The sequence below is a fragment of the Antarcticibacterium sp. 1MA-6-2 genome (assembly GCF_021535135.1).
Classification (GTDB): Bacteria; Bacteroidota; Bacteroidia; order Flavobacteriales; family Flavobacteriaceae; genus Gillisia.
On record NZ_CP091036.1, the window covers coordinates 88,322 to 108,819 of the forward strand.

At 34.5% G+C, this 20,498-nt stretch carries 22 protein-coding genes and 2 pseudogenes; 21 read left to right on the top strand and 3 right to left on the bottom strand.

Annotation, left to right across the window (positions count from 1 at the left end; translation table 11 throughout):
* From LZ575_RS00385 to LZ575_RS00445, 13 genes and pseudogenes are all read left to right on the top strand, one after another.
* Positions 1-972, top strand: coding sequence for a GNAT family N-acetyltransferase (locus LZ575_RS00385; RefSeq protein ID WP_235327542.1), 972 nt, complete (start codon positions 1-3; stop codon positions 970-972).
* Between the two features lie 57 nt (positions 973-1,029).
* A pseudogene (neuC, locus tag LZ575_RS00390) lies at positions 1,030-2,141 on the top strand (UDP-N-acetylglucosamine 2-epimerase).
* Positions 2,142-2,152: 11 nt separating this feature from the next.
* On the top strand, positions 2,153-2,491 hold the full coding sequence (locus LZ575_RS00395; RefSeq protein WP_235327544.1) for a MaoC family dehydratase: 339 nt from the start codon (positions 2,153-2,155) through the stop codon (positions 2,489-2,491).
* 135 nt (positions 2,492-2,626) lie between these two features.
* Positions 2,627-3,232, top strand: a complete 606-nt coding sequence (locus tag LZ575_RS00400) for a PIG-L deacetylase family protein (RefSeq protein ID WP_235327546.1) — start codon at positions 2,627-2,629, stop codon at positions 3,230-3,232.
* A gap of 75 nt (positions 3,233-3,307) precedes the next feature.
* A pseudogene (locus LZ575_RS00405) lies at positions 3,308-4,281 on the top strand (nucleotidyltransferase family protein).
* Complete coding sequence (locus LZ575_RS00410) at positions 4,278-4,514, top strand: cytidylyltransferase domain-containing protein (protein ID WP_235327548.1); 237 nt, start codon at positions 4,278-4,280, stop codon at positions 4,512-4,514. Before LZ575_RS00405 ends, LZ575_RS00410 begins: the two are co-directional and overlap by 4 nt.
* A 26-nt stretch (positions 4,515-4,540) precedes the next feature.
* Positions 4,541-4,969: a hypothetical protein gene (locus tag LZ575_RS00415; RefSeq protein WP_235327550.1), complete on the top strand. Its 429-nt coding sequence runs from the start codon at positions 4,541-4,543 to the stop codon at positions 4,967-4,969.
* 42 nt (positions 4,970-5,011) lie between these two features.
* On the top strand, positions 5,012-5,656 hold the full coding sequence (locus tag LZ575_RS00420) for an ABC transporter transmembrane domain-containing protein (RefSeq protein WP_235327552.1): 645 nt from the start codon (positions 5,012-5,014) through the stop codon (positions 5,654-5,656).
* A 94-nt stretch (positions 5,657-5,750) separates the two neighbouring features.
* Positions 5,751-6,800: an ABC transporter ATP-binding protein gene (locus LZ575_RS00425; RefSeq protein ID WP_235327554.1), complete on the top strand. Its 1,050-nt coding sequence runs from the start codon at positions 5,751-5,753 to the stop codon at positions 6,798-6,800.
* A gap of 72 nt (positions 6,801-6,872) precedes the next feature.
* A complete protein-coding gene (locus LZ575_RS00430) occupies positions 6,873-7,607 on the top strand; it encodes a hypothetical protein (RefSeq protein WP_235327556.1) in 735 nt (244 codons plus the stop codon).
* Positions 7,608-7,902: 295 nt separating this feature from the next.
* Complete coding sequence (locus tag LZ575_RS00435) at positions 7,903-8,796, top strand: glycosyltransferase family A protein (RefSeq protein WP_235327558.1); 894 nt, start codon at positions 7,903-7,905, stop codon at positions 8,794-8,796.
* Positions 8,786-9,934, top strand: coding sequence for a glycosyltransferase family 4 protein (locus LZ575_RS00440; RefSeq protein WP_235327560.1), 1,149 nt, complete (start codon positions 8,786-8,788; stop codon positions 9,932-9,934). The genes LZ575_RS00435 and LZ575_RS00440 overlap by 11 nt, the downstream gene beginning before the upstream one ends.
* A gap of 354 nt (positions 9,935-10,288) precedes the next feature.
* Positions 10,289-10,816, top strand: coding sequence for a sulfotransferase domain-containing protein (locus tag LZ575_RS00445; protein WP_235330794.1), 528 nt, complete (start codon positions 10,289-10,291; stop codon positions 10,814-10,816).
* Between the two features lie 102 nt (positions 10,817-10,918).
* Here the strand turns inward: LZ575_RS00445 and LZ575_RS00450 are convergent, their stop codons facing one another.
* Positions 10,919-11,968, bottom strand: a complete 1,050-nt coding sequence (locus LZ575_RS00450; RefSeq protein WP_235327562.1) for an asparagine synthase-related protein — start codon at positions 11,966-11,968, stop codon at positions 10,919-10,921.
* A gap of 194 nt (positions 11,969-12,162) precedes the next feature.
* On the bottom strand, positions 12,163-12,618 hold the full coding sequence (locus LZ575_RS00455; protein ID WP_235327564.1) for a hypothetical protein: 456 nt from the start codon (positions 12,616-12,618) through the stop codon (positions 12,163-12,165).
* A 592-nt stretch (positions 12,619-13,210) separates the two neighbouring features.
* On the opposite strand from LZ575_RS00455, the gene LZ575_RS00460 reads away from it, so the two are divergent.
* From LZ575_RS00460 to LZ575_RS00490, 8 genes are all read left to right on the top strand, one after another.
* The gene (locus LZ575_RS00460; RefSeq protein WP_235327566.1) at positions 13,211-14,164 is read left to right on the top strand and encodes a glycosyltransferase family 4 protein; all 954 of its coding nucleotides are present in this window, start codon (positions 13,211-13,213) and stop codon (positions 14,162-14,164) included.
* 245 nt (positions 14,165-14,409) lie between these two features.
* The gene (locus tag LZ575_RS22155) at positions 14,410-14,712 is read left to right on the top strand and encodes an oligosaccharide flippase family protein (protein WP_255702716.1); all 303 of its coding nucleotides are present in this window, start codon (positions 14,410-14,412) and stop codon (positions 14,710-14,712) included.
* Complete coding sequence (locus LZ575_RS00465; RefSeq protein ID WP_255702717.1) at positions 14,693-15,838, top strand: lipopolysaccharide biosynthesis protein; 1,146 nt, start codon at positions 14,693-14,695, stop codon at positions 15,836-15,838. The genes LZ575_RS22155 and LZ575_RS00465 overlap by 20 nt, the downstream gene beginning before the upstream one ends.
* A gap of 112 nt (positions 15,839-15,950) precedes the next feature.
* On the top strand, positions 15,951-16,904 hold the full coding sequence (locus tag LZ575_RS00470; protein WP_235327568.1) for a glycosyltransferase family 2 protein: 954 nt from the start codon (positions 15,951-15,953) through the stop codon (positions 16,902-16,904).
* Between the two features lie 105 nt (positions 16,905-17,009).
* Positions 17,010-17,831, top strand: coding sequence for a polysaccharide deacetylase family protein (locus LZ575_RS00475; RefSeq protein WP_235327571.1), 822 nt, complete (start codon positions 17,010-17,012; stop codon positions 17,829-17,831).
* Positions 17,828-18,949: a glycosyltransferase family 4 protein gene (locus LZ575_RS00480; protein ID WP_235327573.1), complete on the top strand. Its 1,122-nt coding sequence runs from the start codon at positions 17,828-17,830 to the stop codon at positions 18,947-18,949. The genes LZ575_RS00475 and LZ575_RS00480 overlap by 4 nt, the downstream gene beginning before the upstream one ends.
* A gap of 16 nt (positions 18,950-18,965) precedes the next feature.
* Positions 18,966-19,841: a glycosyltransferase gene (locus tag LZ575_RS00485; protein ID WP_235327576.1), complete on the top strand. Its 876-nt coding sequence runs from the start codon at positions 18,966-18,968 to the stop codon at positions 19,839-19,841.
* Positions 19,842-19,850: 9 nt separating this feature from the next.
* The gene (locus LZ575_RS00490) at positions 19,851-20,102 is read left to right on the top strand and encodes a glycosyltransferase (protein WP_235327578.1); all 252 of its coding nucleotides are present in this window, start codon (positions 19,851-19,853) and stop codon (positions 20,100-20,102) included.
* Positions 20,103-20,146: 44 nt separating this feature from the next.
* Here the strand turns inward: LZ575_RS00490 and LZ575_RS00495 are convergent, their stop codons facing one another.
* Positions 20,147-20,284 (bottom strand): hypothetical protein, encoded by a 138-nt coding sequence (locus LZ575_RS00495; protein WP_235327580.1) that lies wholly within the window; start codon positions 20,282-20,284, stop codon positions 20,147-20,149.
* Positions 20,285-20,498: the final 214 nt, after the last annotated feature.

A 20,498-nucleotide genomic window follows, 5' to 3' on the forward strand; every position in this document is an offset into this window, starting at 1 on the left:
ATGGAATTAAAGAGATATAAAGAAGGAGATGAAGAACAGATTTTAGAGCTGTTTGAACTTGCTTTCAAGAAAAAATTATCAAAAGAATTCTGGCTTTGGCGTTTTAAAAATAATCCTTTTCTGGACCCCGAGATGATCAACCTTATGTGGGAAGATGATGTGCTGGCGGGGCATTATGCAGTATCTGCGCTGGAAATGGTGGTGGGCGATAAGGAGGTTCTGGCAAGTCTGTCAGGAACTACAATGACACATCCATCTTTTCAGGGGAAAGGAATTTTTTCTACTCTTTCTCTGGAGCTCTATGACAGAGTGAACAGAGAGCACGGGGTAAATATGGTCTTGGGTTTTCCGAATAAGAATTCACATTACGGACTCGTAAAAAAGATTGAGTGGAAAGATGTCGCCATAGTTCCAAACCTGTCTTTAAGTACCGGAAATTTAAAAAAGACTGTACTTACTACTTCAGTAAAAAACATTGAAACCTTTGACGATTCTCACTCAGGTTTTATAAAAAATATTATTTCTGAACTTGGTTTTTCTGTTTCTGTAAGCCGCTCCACCAAGTATCTGAACTGGAGATATAGAGACTGCCCGATAAATGATTATAGCTGCCTTGAAATTAGTAAGGATGGAGCATGTGTGGGTGTGGTGATCACTAAGATCTTCCAGCCGGATCCTTCCACAGGTCCTGAATTAGATATTGTGGATCTTTTTTGTGCTCCCGATCTAAAGCTGCTTCAGGAAATCCTTATCCACGTTGATAATCATTATTCTGAAAAAGGTTTGACCGATTCCAACTTTAATCTTTGGATGTCTCTTTTCGATCCCAGGCATTTACTTATGGAAAGACTTGGTTTTTCACCGGGGATGCCGCTTACTTATATGTGCACCAAAGAATTTTCTGAAGGATTTAGCCAAATAGCAGATTATAGAAACTGGTATATATCAATGGGGGATTCAGATATATTTTAAATATGGAGAAAAGAAAGATCCTTGCCGTTACTTGGTGCCAGATCAGATTATGATCTTTTGTTTTCTGTTTATCAGAAATTAAATGAAGATGCCAGATTTGACTTCCAGATTTTAATTACAGGTCCGCATCTTTCAGAAAAATTCGGACTAACAGCACAGTACGTGGAAAAGGATGGTTTTTTTGTTGCAGATAAGGTTTATAATTTAATTGATTCAGATAAAAAACTGGGAAGAGCAGTTTCTATTGGGAATCAAATTTCCGGTTTAGCGCAATCCTTCAGCAGGATTTCACCTGATATAATCCTGGTTGCAGGAGACAGGGAAGAATCAATTTCTGTAGCTTTAACAGGTGCTTATTTGGATATTCCTGTGGCTCACTTTTTTGGAGGGGATATTGCCAAGGATGGCAACATTGACAACAGTACAAGATACGCCACCAGTAAATATGCCCACATACATTTCCCAAGCCTGGAGGAGCACAAACAGACCTTGCTTAAACTTGGGGAGGATGATTGGAGAATTTTTCTTGTTGGGAATCCCGCAATAGACAGGCTTCTTTCAACCGATATTCTTACTCAGGAGGAAACACTTTCCCGTTTAGGTGACGGGGAAATGCATCAGGAATACTGTGTTTTAATTCAGCATTCAATTATTACACAGGTTGAGGAACAAAGGAAGCATATAAGAACCACTCTTGAATCTATTCTGAAGTATGAGGGGCACTGCTATATAAATTATCCAAATTCCGATGCCGGGAGTGACGAAATTATTAAAGCATACCAGGAATACTCGAAGAAGTACCCGGAGAAATTTACTTTGTTCCAAAATCTCAACTACAGATGTACGTGAGCCTTATGAGTCACGCGGAATTTCTTATAGGGAATTCAAGTTCGGGAGTAGTGGAAGTAGCTTCCCTTGGTTTACCTGCAATAAATATTGGAATGCGTCAAAGAGGTAGATTACACGGAGATAATGTAATATTTGTCGATAACGATTTTGATCAAATAACAGACGCAATTACAAAAGCCAGAACAGATTCAGAATTTTTAGAAAAGGTGAAGCAGAAAAAGAATCCTTACGGCGAGGGTAACTCTGGAGAGAAGGTTGTAAAAGTGCTGGCAGATTTGGTTTTTGACGATAATCTGATTTATAAAAATATAACTTATTAAGGTACTTCAATATGTTTGAAATAGGACAAAAAGTTTCCATAGAAAAAGTTTTCAATGAAGAGGAGGTGCTTAATTTTTCCAAAATGTCTATGGATGATAATCCCATTCATTTTGATAAAGATTACGCGCATAATTCCCGGTTTAAGCAACGAATTGTCCAAGGACCTTTTGTCACTTCTCTTATTGGAGGGTTATTGGGTTCTAAACTTCCGGGTCCCGGAACTATCTATATTAACCAGAACACTCAGTTCCTAAAGCCTGTATTTATAGGGGATAAGGTAACTGCAAGTATTGAAATAAAAGAAATCAGAGAAGATAAACCTAGTAATAAAACTAAGAACTTGGGTTGAGAAAGAGAACGGAGAATTGGTGATAGACGGGGAAGCAGTAGTTTTATTTCTTGGAGATAAAAAGTAATATGGAAAGAATAATTGTAATTTCTGCACATCCAGACGACGAAGTTTTAGGAGCTAAGCGGTACTATTTTGAAACACGTTGAAAGAGGTGATGAAGTGTATTGGTTAATAACGACTAATATCTCAACAGACCAGGGGTTTTCGGAAGAAAGAGTGGCTTCCCGGCAGGAAGAAATTAATAAAGTTGAAAAGCAGTTGGGCATAAAAAAAACATTTCTTCTGAACTACCCAACCATGACCCTTTCCTCTTCTTCCCTTATAAAAATGGTTCCGGAAGTATCAGATGTATTTAATGAAGTTAAACCTGAAGTTATTTATTGTGTTAACAGATCTGATGCGCATTCCGATCACAGGATAACTTTTGATGCAGTACTGGCCTGTACCAAATCTTTTAGATATCCCTACGTGAAAAAGGTGATGATGTATGAATGTTTATCTGAAACAGAATTCGCTCCGGCGCTTCCTGAAAAAGCATTTATTCCAAATTACTACGTTGATATTTCCGAATATATGGAGAAGAAGCTGGAGGTAATGAACGTATACGCATCAGAAATAGCAGAACATCCTTTTCCGCGTTCAGAAAGAAATATTAAATCCCTGGCTGTTTTTCGGGGTGCTAGTGTAGGTGTGGAATATGCTGAAGCTTTTCAACTTTTAAAATTTATCGATAAATAGGAGCCAATGAAATTCGACAATATTCTTATCCCCCGGGACAAAACCATTATAGATGCTCTCAAGAAACTTAATGATATAAGAGAATATAGCAGGCTGATCCTTTTCGTTATAAACGAAGACGGATCAGTCCTGGGATCTTTAACAGATGGTGATATTCGAAGATCTTTGGCTAATGATGCTGATGTGAACAAACAGGTTTCGGAAGTCTGCAATAGATCTTTTGTTTTTGAATACGACAGACCGGGATATTTTGATCTAAAAAATTATCGGAGAACAGACATAAAAATTCTTCCTGTTCTGGATGAGAACAAGAAAATTGTGAAGATCCTGGACCTGGAAAAAATAAAATCTGTTTTGCCTTTAGAATGTATGATTATGGCAGGAGGAAGAGGTAAACGTCTTAGCCCTTTAACAGATACTATTCCTAAACCAATGTTGCCTCTGGGAGGTAAGCCTATAATTGAGCACAATATTGACAGGCTTATATCTTATGGAATTAAAAAGATTTATATTTCAGTTAAATATTTAGGAGACCAAATTCAGGAATATTTTGGAGATGGCAGTAAGAAGGGTATAAGCATAGAATATATCTGGGAAAAAAAGCTTTGGGAACGGCCGGAGCTTTAAGTTTGGTCGAGGATTTTTCATCTTCGCACATACTGTTGATGAACAGTGACCTTTTCACAAATGTAGATTTTGAAGATCTGTATAGTGAGGTTTTAGAAAGTAAAGCAGATATGGCCATTGCATCAACTGAATATAAAATTGATGTTCCATATGCAGTATTTGAAACAGAGGAAAGTAAAGTCATTGAATTTAAAGAGAAACCTTCCTTTGTTTATCATTCCAATGCGGGGATTTATATACTGAAGAAGGAATTAATCCAAAAGATCCCTAAAAACGAATTTTATGACATTACAGATCTTATGCAGGATCTTGTAGAAAACGGTGGAAACATTGTACATATGCCTATTATTGGCTTTTGGATTGATATAGGTAAGCCTGTAGATTATGAACAGGCGCAGGAACTTGTAAAACATAGTAAATGATCTTAGCAGTTATTCCCGCAAGAGGTGGTTCAAAAGGACTACCGGGGAAGAATATTAAAAAACTCCACGGGGAACCATTGATTAACTATACCATTAAAGCTGCCCGTAAAGTTTTTCCCGATGACCAAATCATTGTAAGCACAGATGATGAGGAAATAAAAAAAACAGCGGAAACAACCGGACTAAAAGTTCCTTTTTTAAGGCCGGGTGAACTTGCGACAGATAATGCTTAAGCACCCAGGAGGTTCTTCTGCACGCGTTGAAATTTTCAGAGAGCAACGGCCTAAATCCTGATGTCATTGTCTTTTTACAGCCTACTTCGCCTCTTCGGGAAGCACATCATATTCAGGAAGCTCTTGAATTGTTCAGCAATGATATGGACATGTTAGTTTCAGTAAAAGAAACAGATGCAAATCCCTATTATGTTTTGAAGGAGGAAAATGAGCAGGGTTACCTGGAAAGTTCAAAACCGGGAAATTTTACCAGGAGGCAGGATTGTCCAAAGGTTTGGGAATTGAATGGCGCTATTTATATTATTAATGTTCAGTCTCTTAAAGACGGACCTATTAGTAAATTTTCAAAAATAAAGAAATATGTTATGGATGAGTATTCCTCCATAGACATAGATAACGAAATAGACTGGTTGGTGGCCGAAAAGATTTTGGAGGTAAAAACTTCGCAGGACTAGTAATCTATATAATGGTTATCTAATAAATTTAAAAAATAAATTTTGATCAAAAGATTAGCAAAAAAATATTTTGAAAGTCTCGCCTATTTTTATTCCTATTCAGGTTATAGAATAGTTGTAATAGTAGCTTTAAGTATTTTCGTGGGTTTGCTCGACGGATTCGGTCTTGCGATGTTTATACCCTTGCTTGAAATGGTAAGTGATAGTAGTGGAGTAGAGGCAGAGAGTATGGGACGTCTAAGTTTCCTCCTTGAGTTTGTTAACGATATTGGTTTATCATTATCTCTCGCTACTATTCTTGGCTTCATGACTATTATGTTTTTCTTAAAAGGGATCATGCAATATATCAATGGAGTGTATAGAATGATCACTCTTCAAAAATTTATTAAAAAGGTTAGGTTCCAGAATATCAAAGGATTAAATAATTTGGCTTATAAATATTTTGTTTCAGCAGATGTTGGCCGAATTCAAAACACCCTAACCGGAGAGGTTGATAGGGTAGCTTTTTCTTTTGCAAATTATTTTTATGCCGTGCAGTTTGGAGTTATGGTTATTGTCTATATGTCTTTTGCATTTGCGATGGATCCTCAATTTGCTATTTTAGTGACTATAGGAGGAGCTCTTACAAATTTCCTGTATAAAAATCTGTACAAAAAGACAAAAGGAGCCTCCCGCAAGCTTACTTAGTGAAAATAATATTTTTCAAAGTCTGATCATCCAGAATGTTGGCAACTACAAGTACTTAAAAGCTACAGGTTCCTTAAACACTTATGGTAAAAAGTTGAAAGAATCAGTTTTAAAAATTGAAAAAAGTAACGTCAAAATCGGTGTCCTGGATTCTATATTAATGGCAGCCCGGGAACCATTGCTTATTTTGGTCGTAGTGATAGTAATTTATGTGCAGACAGAAATTTTAGGATCCTCACTGGCACAAATTTTAGCAAGTTTATTCTTCTTTTATCGTGCTCTTAGTTTCTTAATGCAGATGCAGGCCAGATGGAACAAGTTTTTAGGGGTCGCCAGTTCTTTAGAAAATATGCAGGCTTTTACTAAAGAACTTAAAGAGAATAAGGAAACTCAAAGTAAAAATTCGCTGAAGGATACTGTGAAGGAAATGACTCTTTCAAACGTCTCTTTCTATTATGGAGATACACCCGTACTTAAAAACATAAATCTCAAAATCCCAAGGAATGAGACTATTGCTTTTGTAGGCGAAAGTGGTAGTGGAAAGACTACTTTAGTAAATATAATTGCGGGACTTTTACCTGTAGATAAAGGAGATTACTATATTAATGATCAAAAGAGTAGCGAAGTTAACATGGCAAATTTTCAGGAGAGAATTGGATATATTACTCAGGATCCTGTAATTTTTAGTGATACCTTATATAACAATGTTACGTTTTGGGCAGACAGTTCAGAAGATAAGGAAAGGTTTTGGAAGTCTCTTCAACAGGCAGCAATTTTAGATTTTGTAAATGGTTTGCCTGACAAGGAACAAACTATCCTTGGGAATAACGGGGTAAATTTGAGTGGTGGTCAAAAGCAACGCTTGTCTATTGCCCGTGAACTTTTTAAGGAGGTGGAGATCCTGATACTAGATGAGGCTACATCAGCTTTAGATTCAGAGACTGAAAAGGAAATTCAGAAGAATATTGATGATCTTAAAGGGAATTATACGATTCTTATTGTGGCTCATAGAATTTCCACAATCAAAAATTCTGACAGAATTATAGTTATGAAGAATGGATCCATTGAAAATATTGGAAACTTTGAGGAACTAATGGAATCTTCAGTAAAATTTAAAAAGATGGTGGAACTTCAGGAAGTTTAATTTCTCCTGATACAAATTTGATCTAAAACAGATTAATGCCGGACCAGATAGCCTAAATTGGCTATTAATTATATGGAAAAAAGATTATTTGTAATAAAAAATCGAACCCACTATCTCATTGCCAGGAATTACATAAAAAATAAACCTGCGGCAGAAAATTTTATTTTCCTTACTATCAGGAAATTTAAAGGTTATAAAGAATTTAGTGAAGAGCTTTCACGTGATACGGAGTTTAAGCTTCTGGAGGTAATGATTACAGACCACAGTTTCCCTGGATGGAATTATGTCATGGTGATTAAAAATATTCTAAAGGTCAAAAATATAGCCTCGAAATTTGAATATTTTGACGAAGTGATTTTTGCTAATTACCACACCTGGATGCAGCATTTTATTATTCAACAATTCAAATCAAAAAGAAAAGTTTTACTGAGTGATGGTACACGGGTCCTTACAGTGGCCGAACTTAGGAAAAAAGATAAATCTATTAATTTAAAATCGGTGCCTTTCGGGGGTGGTAAATTTATAATTAAAGACCTGTTAAATATTGAGCCTATAGAAAATCTGCATTTTTATAGTCCTGTAAAAATAGATGTTGCTGAAGGAGACACCCTGGAAACGTTTCACTTTAAACCTTCAGAATCTTCAACTGTAGACAGGAATAAGATCTTATTTATTGGCAGTCCTCTGGTAGAAATCGAATATATCACATTGGAGAGACAGCTTTATTATTTGAAGAAAATTAAGGAGCATTTTAAAGGATCAGAAATATACTATTTCTCACATCGCAGGGAAGAGAAAAAAACCTGAAGCATTATGAATTCTTTGGAGAAATAGTGCGCAATGAAATTCCGTTCGAGGAAAAAATGGAATCTGAAAAGGAGTTACCGGGAATAATTATGTCTTTTCAATCTTCTGTTGTGATGAATTTGCTTAAGCAGCTTATCCTCAAATTCAATTTTATTATCTTCCGCTGGAAGCTGTTGATTTACCTCCGGGTTCCACGTTTACAAAGAACTATGAAACCCTTCTTAATGTTTTCAGGGGAATTAAGGAGCCTAATTTTCAGGAATTAAAACTGTCAGATACCAGTAATATAGAAGTAATGCAGAAACCTCTTTTTTCAGTAATAATTCCAACGTATAACAATGCCGATGTCTTACCGGGAGCTATAGACAGTATTTGTAATCAGGAAATTACAGATTGGGAACTGATTATTGTAGATGATGGGTCTGAAGATGAGACAGTAGAATTGCTTAAAAATTATTCCGGGGATTCCAGGATCAAATATTTTTATCAGGAAAATAAAGGGGTAACGGCAGCCAGGAATTTTGGTGTACAAAACGCAACGGGCAATTACATAGCTTTTCTGGATAGTGATGATGAGGTGGAGGCAAACTGGTTAAATGATTTTCAGGATCTTATTAAAGATTCTACACAAGTAGGATATGTGAGCTGCGGTTATTTAAGAAATGGCAACGAAAAGCTTCCTAAGTTAGATACAAAGATATCTTCGGAAAGATATTCATCTCTCGCCGGAACTTTTGCTCTTAGACGATACGTTTTTTTAGAAATTGGAGGATACGATCCTGTTTTAAAGCAGAGTGAAAACTGGGAAATGACTGCCCGTGCCCTGGATTATTGTACAAAAAACAATCTGTCAATTGAGCACACCAATAATATTAACTTTAGATATGAGAATCATCCAACTGCAGCCCAGACACGACTAAGAGATGAGTATAGAGGTGATGCGACCTATCATTTATACAATAAATATAAAACGGGAGGAGTGCTTCATTTTAGAAAAGACGATCTTTTACTTTCCTCTGCAGTGAATTATACCAGAGCCGGAAAGTTCCAAAAGAGCCGGAAAGTTTTTTACGAGAATTTAAAAACCCATCCTTCTTTAGGAAATCTTGCGAAGGTTCTAATTTTTGAGATTCCTGCCTTAAGAAGAAGAAAATGGATGAGGAAAAACACTGAATTAAATGATGAATAAGAAAAAGGTATTATTTGTAATTGATACACTCCAGGGATCTGGTGCAGAGAGAAGTCTGGTAGAAATAGCTCAACATTTTAAAAGATACACCCCTGTTTTTGCACACGTTTATGAAGGAAATATGATGGTGCCTGTACTTGAAAAAGCCGGAATAAAAGCTTATTCATTAAACATCCCGATGGAGAAAAATTTTGGCCTCGCTGCCAAAAAATTAGGGGAGGTTTATGAAAAAGAACAACCGGATCTCATTCACTCAACCTTATTTAAATCTGATTTAATAACCCGCAGGCTGAAGTCCAAATATAAAATTCCGTTAATCAGCAGCTACGTTAATAACAATTACAACCCTCTACGATTTGAGAACCTGAATTTTGTTCAAAGTTTGAAGATGCGGCTTGTGCAGCTATACGATGCGGTTTCGTCGAGAAAGGTAGATTTTTTTATCTCGAATTCTGAAACAATAAAAGAAGCGAAAGCAAAATCTACTTTAGTAAATAAAGATAAAGTCAAGGTGATATTTAGAGGGAGAGATGTTCAAAAATTTCAGACGGACTTTGATCCACAGAAATTAGATGCTCTGAAAAAATCTCTAAATGTTCTAAACAAGAAAGTGCTGCTTAATGTTAGCAGACTTTTGGAAAGAAAAGGTCAAATGGATATGATCGATGCCTTGCCTGAAATCATTAAAGTACATCCTGATATAGTTCTTTTAATTGCTGGCCACGGAAATTATGAAACTAAGTTAAACAGAAGGATCAAAGAATTGGGACTAGAAAATTATGTCCAGTTACTCGGAAGACGACAGGATGTTCCGGATCTTCTGAAAATAGCCGATCTGTTTGTTTATCCTTCTTATTTTGAGGGCTTACCCGGTTCTTTAATAGAGGCCATGCTTGCTGAAAAACTTATAGTATGTTCAGATATTCCCGAAAATCAGGAATGTGTTGATACAGAAACTGCTATTTTCTTTGGAAGAGGAAACGTCGAAGAATTGACTGAAAAAGTTTTAGATTCTTTAGAAAATCAGGAGGAACTGAAAAGCCTGGGCAGGAAAGCAAGAGTGGTGGCTATCCAAAAATTTGATATTCACAATATTGCCAGAGAATATGAAACCACCTACGATGAAGTATTAAGTTAAGAGCTGCGCCAGAATTGAAAGATTAAAGATAAAAGTATTTTAAAATCTAAAAAATAAGAAGATGCCTTTACCCGATTTTATTATTATCGGAGCCATGAAATCTGGTACCACCACTTTGTATACAAATCTGCAGTTTCACTCTAAGATCGGGATGAGCAAATTAAAGGAACTTCATTATTTTTCAAGGCATTATGACAAACCGTAAATTGGTATTCGAAACAGTTTACTGATGATAAACCCATCAATGGCGATACGACCCCTGGCTATTCCTGGGCTCATATATTCCCCAGGGTAGCGGAGCGGATATACGAGACCGTACCTGAGGCAAAAATTATCTATATTGTTAGAGATCCTATAGACAGAATTATTTCTCACTTACATCACGACTTGTATCGCGACAGATTTCCACCGAAAAATATAGATGAAATTGTTTTAAAGGATCAGCAATACCTAAGGACGAGTCAGTATTACTATCAAATAAGTTATTACCTCAAGTACTTTAATAAGGATCAAATCTTATTTATTGAAACTAATAATCTTAAAGCCGATCTTAATGGTACACTTAATAAGATTTGTAAATTTTTGGGAGTAGAAGAGATCAATTTTGAAGAGAAGGCAAAGGCAGGGAATCCAAATCCAAGTACAAATAAGTACCTTATTAAGAACTATGATGCAGCTCATAAATATTTGCCGAGGTTTGGAGCTAAGCTGTATCACCTTCTTTTCTATGCTTTGAAAATAAAAATAGATCGTCCTCGATTAAATGAAAAAACTCTAAGGGAATTAAAAAGCAGATTACATCCTGATGTAGAAGAATTAAAGAAACTTACTGGAAGAGATTTTCAGGGATGGAAAACGTACAACAAAATTGATCTAAAGTAGAGAACTCCTCCTCTTCAGAAAAGACAGCAGAGGAGTGCCGGATGTTCCTGAAAAAGCATTTTGGTGCCCCCTTTGTTGTGATAGGAAGAGTCGCGGAATTTCTTAAGAACTTAATTCTTTATGCATCCTGCATATTATAAAAATTCTGAAAGCTAATTTATTTTCATCCAGATGTAAAGAAGACTTCTGCTGTGCGAGGTAAGTTTTAATTTTTAACGGAATTAAACCCTTTAATCTATCAACGGCACCTCTTTTTTGCTGCGATTCATTTTGTTTTCCCTTTTTAATATTCTTAATTACTTCATTTAAAAAAGTCTCCGGAAAAATCTTTTTAGCATAATCAGAGGAAAGTTCTTTTTTGATCAGCTCAACAAAATCTTCCTGTCTCAAAATATCAGTAAATTTTAAAGTGGATGCTCTTTGCGCAAAGGGAACACCGAGAGCCCACTGTTTCATAACCTTTTTAAACAGTCTCTTATTTGTTCTAAGACTATCGGGCATTGTACGGATAACCTCTACAATTCTCTTGGACAGGAATGGGTTGATTTGCTCAATATAAGGGTATTTAATATCGGCTAATGAGGACTGAATATAAGGTATTCTGTAAAGCTGAAATATTCTGTCTCTCCAGGTGGGAAGCGATTCATTTCTTTGTTGCTTCAAAATCTCCGGCATCTCCTGCTTTAGAGAATTTATGTAATCATATTTCTTTAGGTTTGAATAATCTGAACATAAAGTCAAACCCATAAAACTTTTTACCACTAAAGGGGAATAAATTTGATTGTAACCAAAAATTTCATCCCCGCGTATAATGCCTTCTATACCCGCTTCAAAGATCCTTTTCCACAGTTTAAAACCATCCAGGTAGGCAGGGATATGATCAATTCTTCCTTCACCATTTTGTATAAATCTGCTGATAATGTTTTCTAAGGGGACTTCAGGAAGTTCAGTTGAAAAAAACCTGTGCTCGGTTTTCAGTACTTCACTTACTTTTTCTGAAACATATGCGTCGCTTTGGGCATCGGCAAGGCTACTTTCTGCTCCCCAGGTAATAGTTTTAAGCGGAGATTGATATGTTTTACATTTTTGAAGCAGGAAAGCTATGGCTCTGCTGTCATGGCCTCCCGACAAAGTAACAGCCCATTTATCCAATCCTAAATTAATGCTGCCGAAGGTTTCTAGTAATGCTTTTTTTAGAAGCTCCTTATTTTGTTTTAGGGAACGCGTGGTAAGTACAAATGCTACTTTACCGGATCTTGTCGAAATCTTCCAATTCTTTCTGTCAACATTAACGGATCCATTACCGGGTACTTTTTTAATTCTTTTATCCCAACTATGATTTGGGCCTAAAGAGCAGTAGACAGCATCCAGGGAATTATCCTATCCTGGAACTCAAAACTTTCTAAATATTGAATTATTGCTTTTTGAGAAGTTGAGCCAATAAAAATTTCTTCATCAAAATAATACCAAATACTCCTGGTTCCCAGGTAATCTGTCACAAGTTCCACATTATTATCATTAGATCTTAAAATAACGAAATTTCCGTCAGGAGATTCGGCCAGTAAATCAAACCATTTTGTTTCTTCCCCAAAGATCTTACCCAATAAAACATTTAATCCTTTTGTTCTTATTGTAGAAGTTGGGTTACTAATACCATATACAATGTTTTTCTCGTGGTATAGTATTGAAGGCTTACTTTCGAGGTTTCCAGCATTTAAATCTTCGCAAATTCTCTGAACTTTAGCTTCAATCTTAGATCCTGTAAAAGGTTTTCGCGAACATACATATAAGACTTTGGACATGGCATTCTCAGGTATTATTTTCTTCTCAAAATTACAAAATGTGTATGTTTAGGATACGATTCGTTGGAATCTTTGGGAGATATAATTTAAAATTTTGTTTTTTAAAAATAAAGAATCGTATGAATCTTTTTAATTGAGTAAGGTTTTTACAAAAGATAATTTATTGATTTGTAAGATGTCTTTCAAAAATAGCTACTATGTTTCGTGAATAAAATTTGTAATTTAAGAAAGCTTAACTCCAACATGGGAATCTTATTTTGGAACTTATGAGAAAAGGTTTTATTTTTAAATTTACTCAACTACAGGCATTTTTTGTTGCCTACAAACTATTATGAATTCATTTATGGCACAAAGAATAATTTTGGATTTTTTCCTATGCTTCTTCAAAAAAGAACCTAAACAGAAATCGGAATTTAGTCTTTTATGAAGATCCTTCACCTGGTCACAAAGAGACAATATAGGGGAGCAGAAGTATTTGCGGCCAACTTAAGTGAAGAACTTATAAAATTGGGGCATCAAATTATTTACGCTAAGCCTATATGAAAATTCTAAAGATGTTTTACATGTTCCTAATGCAGAGAATATAGATCTTATGAGTGAAAAGAGTAAATCTTTTTCTCCTTTACTTGTAAAGAAAATCGTAAAGCTTGTAAAAGAAACAAGTCCTGATATTATTCAGTGCAATGGATCGGATACGTTAAAGTATATGGTTACCGCATCTTTCTTTCTCCCAAAAACCCCTATTGTTTACCGAAACATTAGTATGATAAGTAACTGGTTAAGAGGAGTACCACACAAATTTTTATATCAATATTTTTTCAAGAGAATAGATCATGTTTCTTCCGTAGGTAAACAGGCTGTTGAAGATTTTATTAAAACATGTAAGTACCCCCGGGAAAAAACTTCTGTAATTAGAAGGGGAATACCTATGAGAGAGATTAATCGTGAAGTTTCAAAACAAAAGCTTCTTTCCAGTCTTGATCTAAGTGAAGGCGATAAAATTATAATGCATATTGGTAACTTTAGTCCTGAAAAGAATCATATTTTTCTTATTGACGTATTTACAAAAATAGCTTCCACCCACCAGAACATAAAGTTAGTATGCGTGGGAGATGGAATTTTGTTTGAGGAAATAAAAGAGGAAATTTCCAGAAGAGGTTTAAACAATACAATTTTTCTTTTGGGTTTTAGAAAAGATATTCTCGAAATGCTTTCTGCTGCTGATTGTTTTGTGCTACCTAGTTTAGTGGAGGGAGTACCAGGAGTGGTATTGGAAGCTGCTGTTCAAAAAGTTCCTACTGTTGCCACAAATGTAGGTGGAGTAAAAGAAGTCTTAAAAAACGGTGTGACTGGTTACATCATAAATGATTTCAATAAAGATTTCTTTACAGAAAAATTAATTACGCTAGCAAATCACTCCCAGTTACGCAAAGAGCTTGGGCAAAATGCGTATGATTTGGCTATAGAAGAATATAACCCTGAAAAAAATGCACGGGATTTTGAAACTTTATACCTGCGTCTAATAAGGCAGAAGAGTGTAACCTAAGACTTGTAAGTAGTAGCAGTGTAACTATGGAATAAAAACATTTTTTAGAATTCTTTGTGATTTCAAATTGCCCTGTTAATATGGAATAAGCTAATTTTGGCCCTACTTTTATTTTAAGCAAATTAGCAAAAAATGTTTACCAAAACAGATTTATATGTTCTTCAATTAAATAGCTACCGTTCCTCAATTGGAGTCCTTCTCAGTCTAACCTGTTTTATTAATTCCTTTAATTCATTAGAAAATTAATGTGGAAAGGAATTTTTTACAATGCAATTTCTAAATATTCCGGTGTATTAATAAATCTGGGAATTACAGCTATTCTTTCAAGAGTTCTCACACCGGAAGAATTTGGAATAGTAGCCCTTGTTTTTGTTTTTATTGGTTTTTTTAATCTCCTCGGCAATATGGGAATTGGGCCTGCAATAGTTCAAACTTTGGATTTGACTGAAGATGACATAGGTTCTATTTTCGCATTTTCAGGTTTAATGGCTTTAGTGCTTGCTGTATTCTTCTTTTTTAAGTGGTGGCATGATTGCAGAGTTTTATGATGAACCACAATTGGTACCTGTAGTAAGATTATTATCATTAAGTATTTTTTTTAACATTTTAAGTATTGTTCCAATAGCTCTTAATAAAAAAGAATTGCGATTTAAACAAATGGGCGTAGTGAATATATCTGTACAGGCAGCGACGGGAATAATAGCTATAATTATGGCCTTAAATGGTTTTAGTTACTTTTCCCTAATTATTCAAAATGTACTGACAGGTTTTATCAGTTTCTCTATTTTCTATTTTCTATATCCAGTTAAAATAGTCTCTAGAATTCAAAAATCTCCATTAAAAAGAATTGCTTCTTATTCGAGTTATCAATTTGCATATAATTTTATTAATTATTTTTCAAGAAACCTGGATAATATATTAATAGGGAAATATTTAGGAAATGCTCCTCTTGGATATTACAGCAAATCCTATTCCTTAATGCATTTACTGGTTTATAACCTGACGCATGTAATTACTCCTGTAATGCATCCCGTGTTGGCAAAACACCAGGATGATCCAGGTTATATTTATAAAGCTTATTTGGGTGTGTTAAAATTGTTGGCGGGTATTGGTTTCCCGCTATCTGTATTTTTATATTTTACAGCCTCCCAATTGATTCTTATAATGTTTGGATCCCAATGGGAGATGAGCGTACTTATGTTTAAGATATTGGCACTAAGTGTGGGTATACAGGTATGTATGTCTTCTACTAGCGCTATTTTCCAGGCTACAAATAAAACTAACCTTCTATTCAAATCAGGTTTAATTAGTTCAGTTTTTATGATAAGCGGTATTGCCTATGGAGTTTTCTATGGGGAGAAATTAATCGATGTGGGATATGGTTTAGTTGTGGCTTTCTATATCAATTTCTTTGTGGTTTACTATATGCTTATAAAAACTGCTTTAAAAAAATCATTTTTAAAATTTTTGGAAATTTTTTTGTTACCAATTGCTGGTAGTGCAGTAACAGCAATTGCTCTTAAAGGAGTTAATTCTTTAAAAATTGAACACGTCATATTGGATTTGCTTATAAAAACTTTTGTGTTTGGATTAGTGGTAGCAGTATTTTTTCTTATTCCAGAAGGTAATAGAGAATACCTCCAAAATTTGATAAAGAAAAAGAACAAAAAATAATTTGCTATCCAAATGCTGGTTTACCATTAAATAAGACGCTTCAGATTTGTAGGAAAATGAAGTATCTTTACTGCTTTTGAGTACTTAAAAAACTTTTGATGCAATCGAATTAATGAATAAAAAGAGAATGATTAACAATTCCAAAAAAGTTTCGGTAATGATGGCCACCTATAATAGAGGTTATTGTATAGGGAGGGCTATTGAAAGTATTATGAATCAAACCTACCAAAATTGGGAGTTGATGGTTATAGATGATAAATCTACCGATAATACTGAAGAGGTGGTAAAATCCTATATATCCCGGGATGAAAGAATAAAATATCTAAAATTAGAAAAGAATCAGGGCTGTAGTGGTGCTAGAAATGAAGGTATGAAAATTTGTACTGGAGATTACATAACCTTTCTTGATTCGGATGATGAATATGATCCTACTAAAATCGAAAAGCAGGTAAAAGTTTTTCTGAATACAAAAATTCCCAATCTTGGTATAGTTTCTTGTGGCGCGATTGATCATAGAGATGGAATAGAATACAATAGGAGAATGCCAATCAAAAGAGAGGACTATTATAAAAGTTTATTGGCAAAACGAAAAAGTATAGGAGTAGGGTCTCCTTTTATGATGATTCCCTCTTCCATTATTAAAGGTGAAAACACATATTTTGATCCTCAAATGCCTGCAGCGGTGGATTGGGATATTGCTGTGCGAATTTGCAGAAAATACACACTAGACTTTGTGCCTGAACACCTTGTTTTATACCATCACCACAGTGGGGACAGGATGTATAATCCAGACAGTGCAGTGAGGTCCTTGAAAATGCAGTATACTAAATATAGAGATTGGCTCATTGCAGAACCCGATGCTCATTTAAGTTTTGTGAAAAATGCAGCTTCTTTAATAGCATTTCATAAATCTATAGGAGAGGGAAAAGATTTTATTGAAGAAAGTCTAAGCAATTTTAAAAGCGCGTCCAAAAGGAGAAAGTTAAAAATATTCAAGTTGATCTTAGACTCTTTTAAATTAAAGTACTTCAAATTATTTTATTTAAAGTACTTTAATAAAACCTAATTATTATACATTTTTAAAAATTAGTTTTAAAAAGTTTTTTACTCAATTTATATGAGATCTCTTATTTATAAATCTTTATTTATTTTTTCAAAACTTTATACTCAGTTGAATTCTGATAAACTGAGAGTTCTGGCTTATCACGGAGTAGAAGATATTTCCAACTTCACTGCGCAGTTGCAATATTTGAGTAAAAATTTTTCAATTATTGATGTTAATGTTTTGAACGAACATTTTTTCGAAGGACGTAAACTTCCAAAAAATCCTTTATTAATTACATTTGATGATGGAGACCTTTCGGTATGGCAGAAAGGTGTTCCTCTGCTTGAAAAATTTTCTATACCATCTGTATGCTTTGTGATAACAGACCTCATAAATACCGAGAAACCTTTTTGGTGGGAAGAAATTCGATATTATTTAGGTAAAGAAAAAGGGTTTGAAAAATCCTGGGAAGTGAAGAATTGGAAAAACGAAGATAGAGTGGCTTATCTCGAAGAACTTAGAAAAAACTCTTCAAAACCTCCCATTACTCGGGTCCAGCTTAACGAAAGTCAACTAAACAAAATGAAGGAGTCTGGGGTGGATATAGCTAACCATTCTCATACACATCCTATGTTAGACCAATGTTCTGCAGAAAATGTCAGGGAGGAGATAAGTAAATCAATTTCAATTCTAAATTCTATGGGATTTAAAGATAAAATTTTTGCTTATCCTAATGGAAATTTTGATTTGAAAGTAGAGGAAGTGCTTAAGGAAAAAGGAATAAAAATGGCCTTCCTTTTCGATCATAAATTAAATAAAAATAAAATTAATCCATTGCGAATTTCACGTATTCGGGTAGATACAAATATTCCACTCGAGGAGTTTCAAGTGAAGGTTTCTGGATTGCATCCCGCTTTATATAACAATTTTGTAAAAAATTTATATTGAAAATACTTATATTTATTGATAGTTTAGGTGCTGGAGGCGCTGAAAAATCTACTGAAGTAATTTGCGATTACTTATATAAAGAGGGAATTTACTTTGAAGTTTTAATTTTGGATGAAAGTAATATAGGACCTCAGGAAAAAATGAAGGAGAAGGGCTATATTATAAAATTGCTGCCTAAAAGTAATTTTCTTTCTGAAGTACAGTCATTCCGAAAAATTATTGAAAAGGGCAATTTTAATCTCGTTCATAGTATTTTATTTAGGTCTAACCTTCGTGCAAGATTTGCCAAGGGTTTAAATAATTTTAATTATATTGAAAGTTTAGTGAATACAACCTATTCTGAGACTAGGTTAAAGGATAAAAAAGTAAATCAAATTGCGCTTAAATTTTACAAGATGCTCGACAAGGCTTCGGCGTCAAAAGTAAATCATTTTCATAGTATAACAGAAACTGTAAAAGAACATTATGTAGAGGAATTAGGTTTAAATCCTAAAAAAATCACTGTCATTCCACGTGGTAGAAAACCAATTCTTATTCACTTTAAAGACAGACCTGAACGGGAAGGAAAAAAAGTCCAACTTATTAATGTTGGTAGACACGAATTTCAAAAGGGACAGATCTACCTGTTACAGGCGGTGAAGATTCTCAAAGAAGAAAAATTATATTTTCATCTGAAGATTTTTGGTAGAGAAGGAACAGTAACACCTGATTTAAAAGCATTTATTCAAAATAATGCTCTGGAGGAGTATGTCTCTCTTGAAAAATACACCAGTACTATACAGCAGCATCTTTTAAATTCCGATGTATTCGCTTTTCCATCACATTATGAAGGTTTAGGAGGGGCATTAATAGAAGCTCAGGCTGCTGGTTTGCCCATTGTTTGCAACAATATTCCTGTGCTCCATGAAGTTGTTATTAAGGATCAAAACGCCAAATTTTTTGATGTAAATGATGTTAATTCAATTGTAGAGGCTTTAAAGTTTTTTATCTTAAATCCTGATAAGAGGGAAGAGTACGGAAAAAAAAGTCTTCAAAATTTTCACGAAAAGTTTCAGGAGAAAGTTAACAATGAGAAACTTCTTCAATTATATACAAAGTTAGTTAAGGAAGCAGTATAAAGTGTCAAATAATAAATTGAAAATACTCATAATAATAGACAGCCTGGGTTCAGGAGGTGCTGAAAGATCAACAGAGGTATTATGCGATTATCTTTATGAAAAGGATATTCCATTTCAAATTATTGTTCTAGATAAAAGGAATGTAGGGGTTCAAACCCGAATGCTACAAAAAGGTTACAAGATTTCTTTCTTAGAAAAGAGAGGATTTTTGGGAGAAGTACGACTACTTGCTCAAATAATTAAGAAGGAGAAGTTCAGTCTTGTGCATAGTATACTTTTTCGTTCCAATTTGAGAACACGATGTGCAAAGTTTATAACAAATTTTATCCACCTGGAAAGTTTGGTCAATACTACCTATTCCAAGGAAAGAAAACTGGATAAAAAAGTGAATCAGACTGCTTTAAAATTTTTTAAATTCTGTGATAAAGTAACGGCTCGAAAAGGAGTTGATCATTTTCATAGTATAACGGAGACCGTAAAAACACATTATATTAATGAATTGGGACTGAATCCTGAAAAAATTACTGTAATTTTTAGAGGTAGGAAACCTATCCTTTCAAATTTTGCAGATAGAATTGAACTGCCCAATAAGGAAGTTAATTTTATTAATGTTGGAAGACATGAATTTCAAAAAGGTCAGATATTCCTGCTCGAGGCAGCAAAAATTTTAAAAGAGGAAGGTTATAGTTTTAAAATTAGAATTTACGGTAGAGAAGGAACAGTAACTCCTGTTTTAAAAGATTTTGTGGAAACACGAAACCTGGGAGAATATGTTACTTTCGAAGGTTATAGTACAAATATTCCCGAACGCCTATTAGAATCTGATATTTTCATTTTTCCATCCCTCTATGAAGGTCTTGGAGGAGCATTAATTGAAGCACAGGCTGCTTAAGTCTTCCCATTGCCTGTAATAATATACCTAGTTCTTCAGGAGGTAGTAAATGAAAATCAGAATGCAAAATTTTTTGATGTTCATAACGTAAAATCCATTGCCGAGGCTCTAAAATTCTATCTAGAGAATCCAAAAGAGAGAAGCAATTTTGGAAGGAAAAGTTATATTAATTATAAAGAGAAGTTTCAGGAATCTGAAAATAACAACAAACTTCTTCAGCTTTATATTAAATTGAGCGAAGAGAAAAAATCATCTTATTGAATAATATATAACAGAGAATTGGAGACTATGCTTCAATAACTAATTTATTGAACTGATCTTTCGGTTAATTCTTTTACAACTTTTGCGGGATTTCCTACGGCTATTGTCCAGGCAGGAATATCCTTAATTACGAGAGAGCCTGCGCCAATAATAGCTCCTTCTCCAATTGTTACACCTGGCATTACTATGGATCCCATTCCAACAACACAACCCTTTTTGAGAACTACTAAGCATTTTATTATATCCTAAGTCATTATAAACATCCCCTTTGTGATAAGTAGTTAGGTCTCTCTTGTGACAAAAAATTAAACATCTGGCGGCAACCCATACATCATCTTCAAGATGAATTAAGTTGGCATTATGAACATCATAATATACATCATAACCTATTGCGAC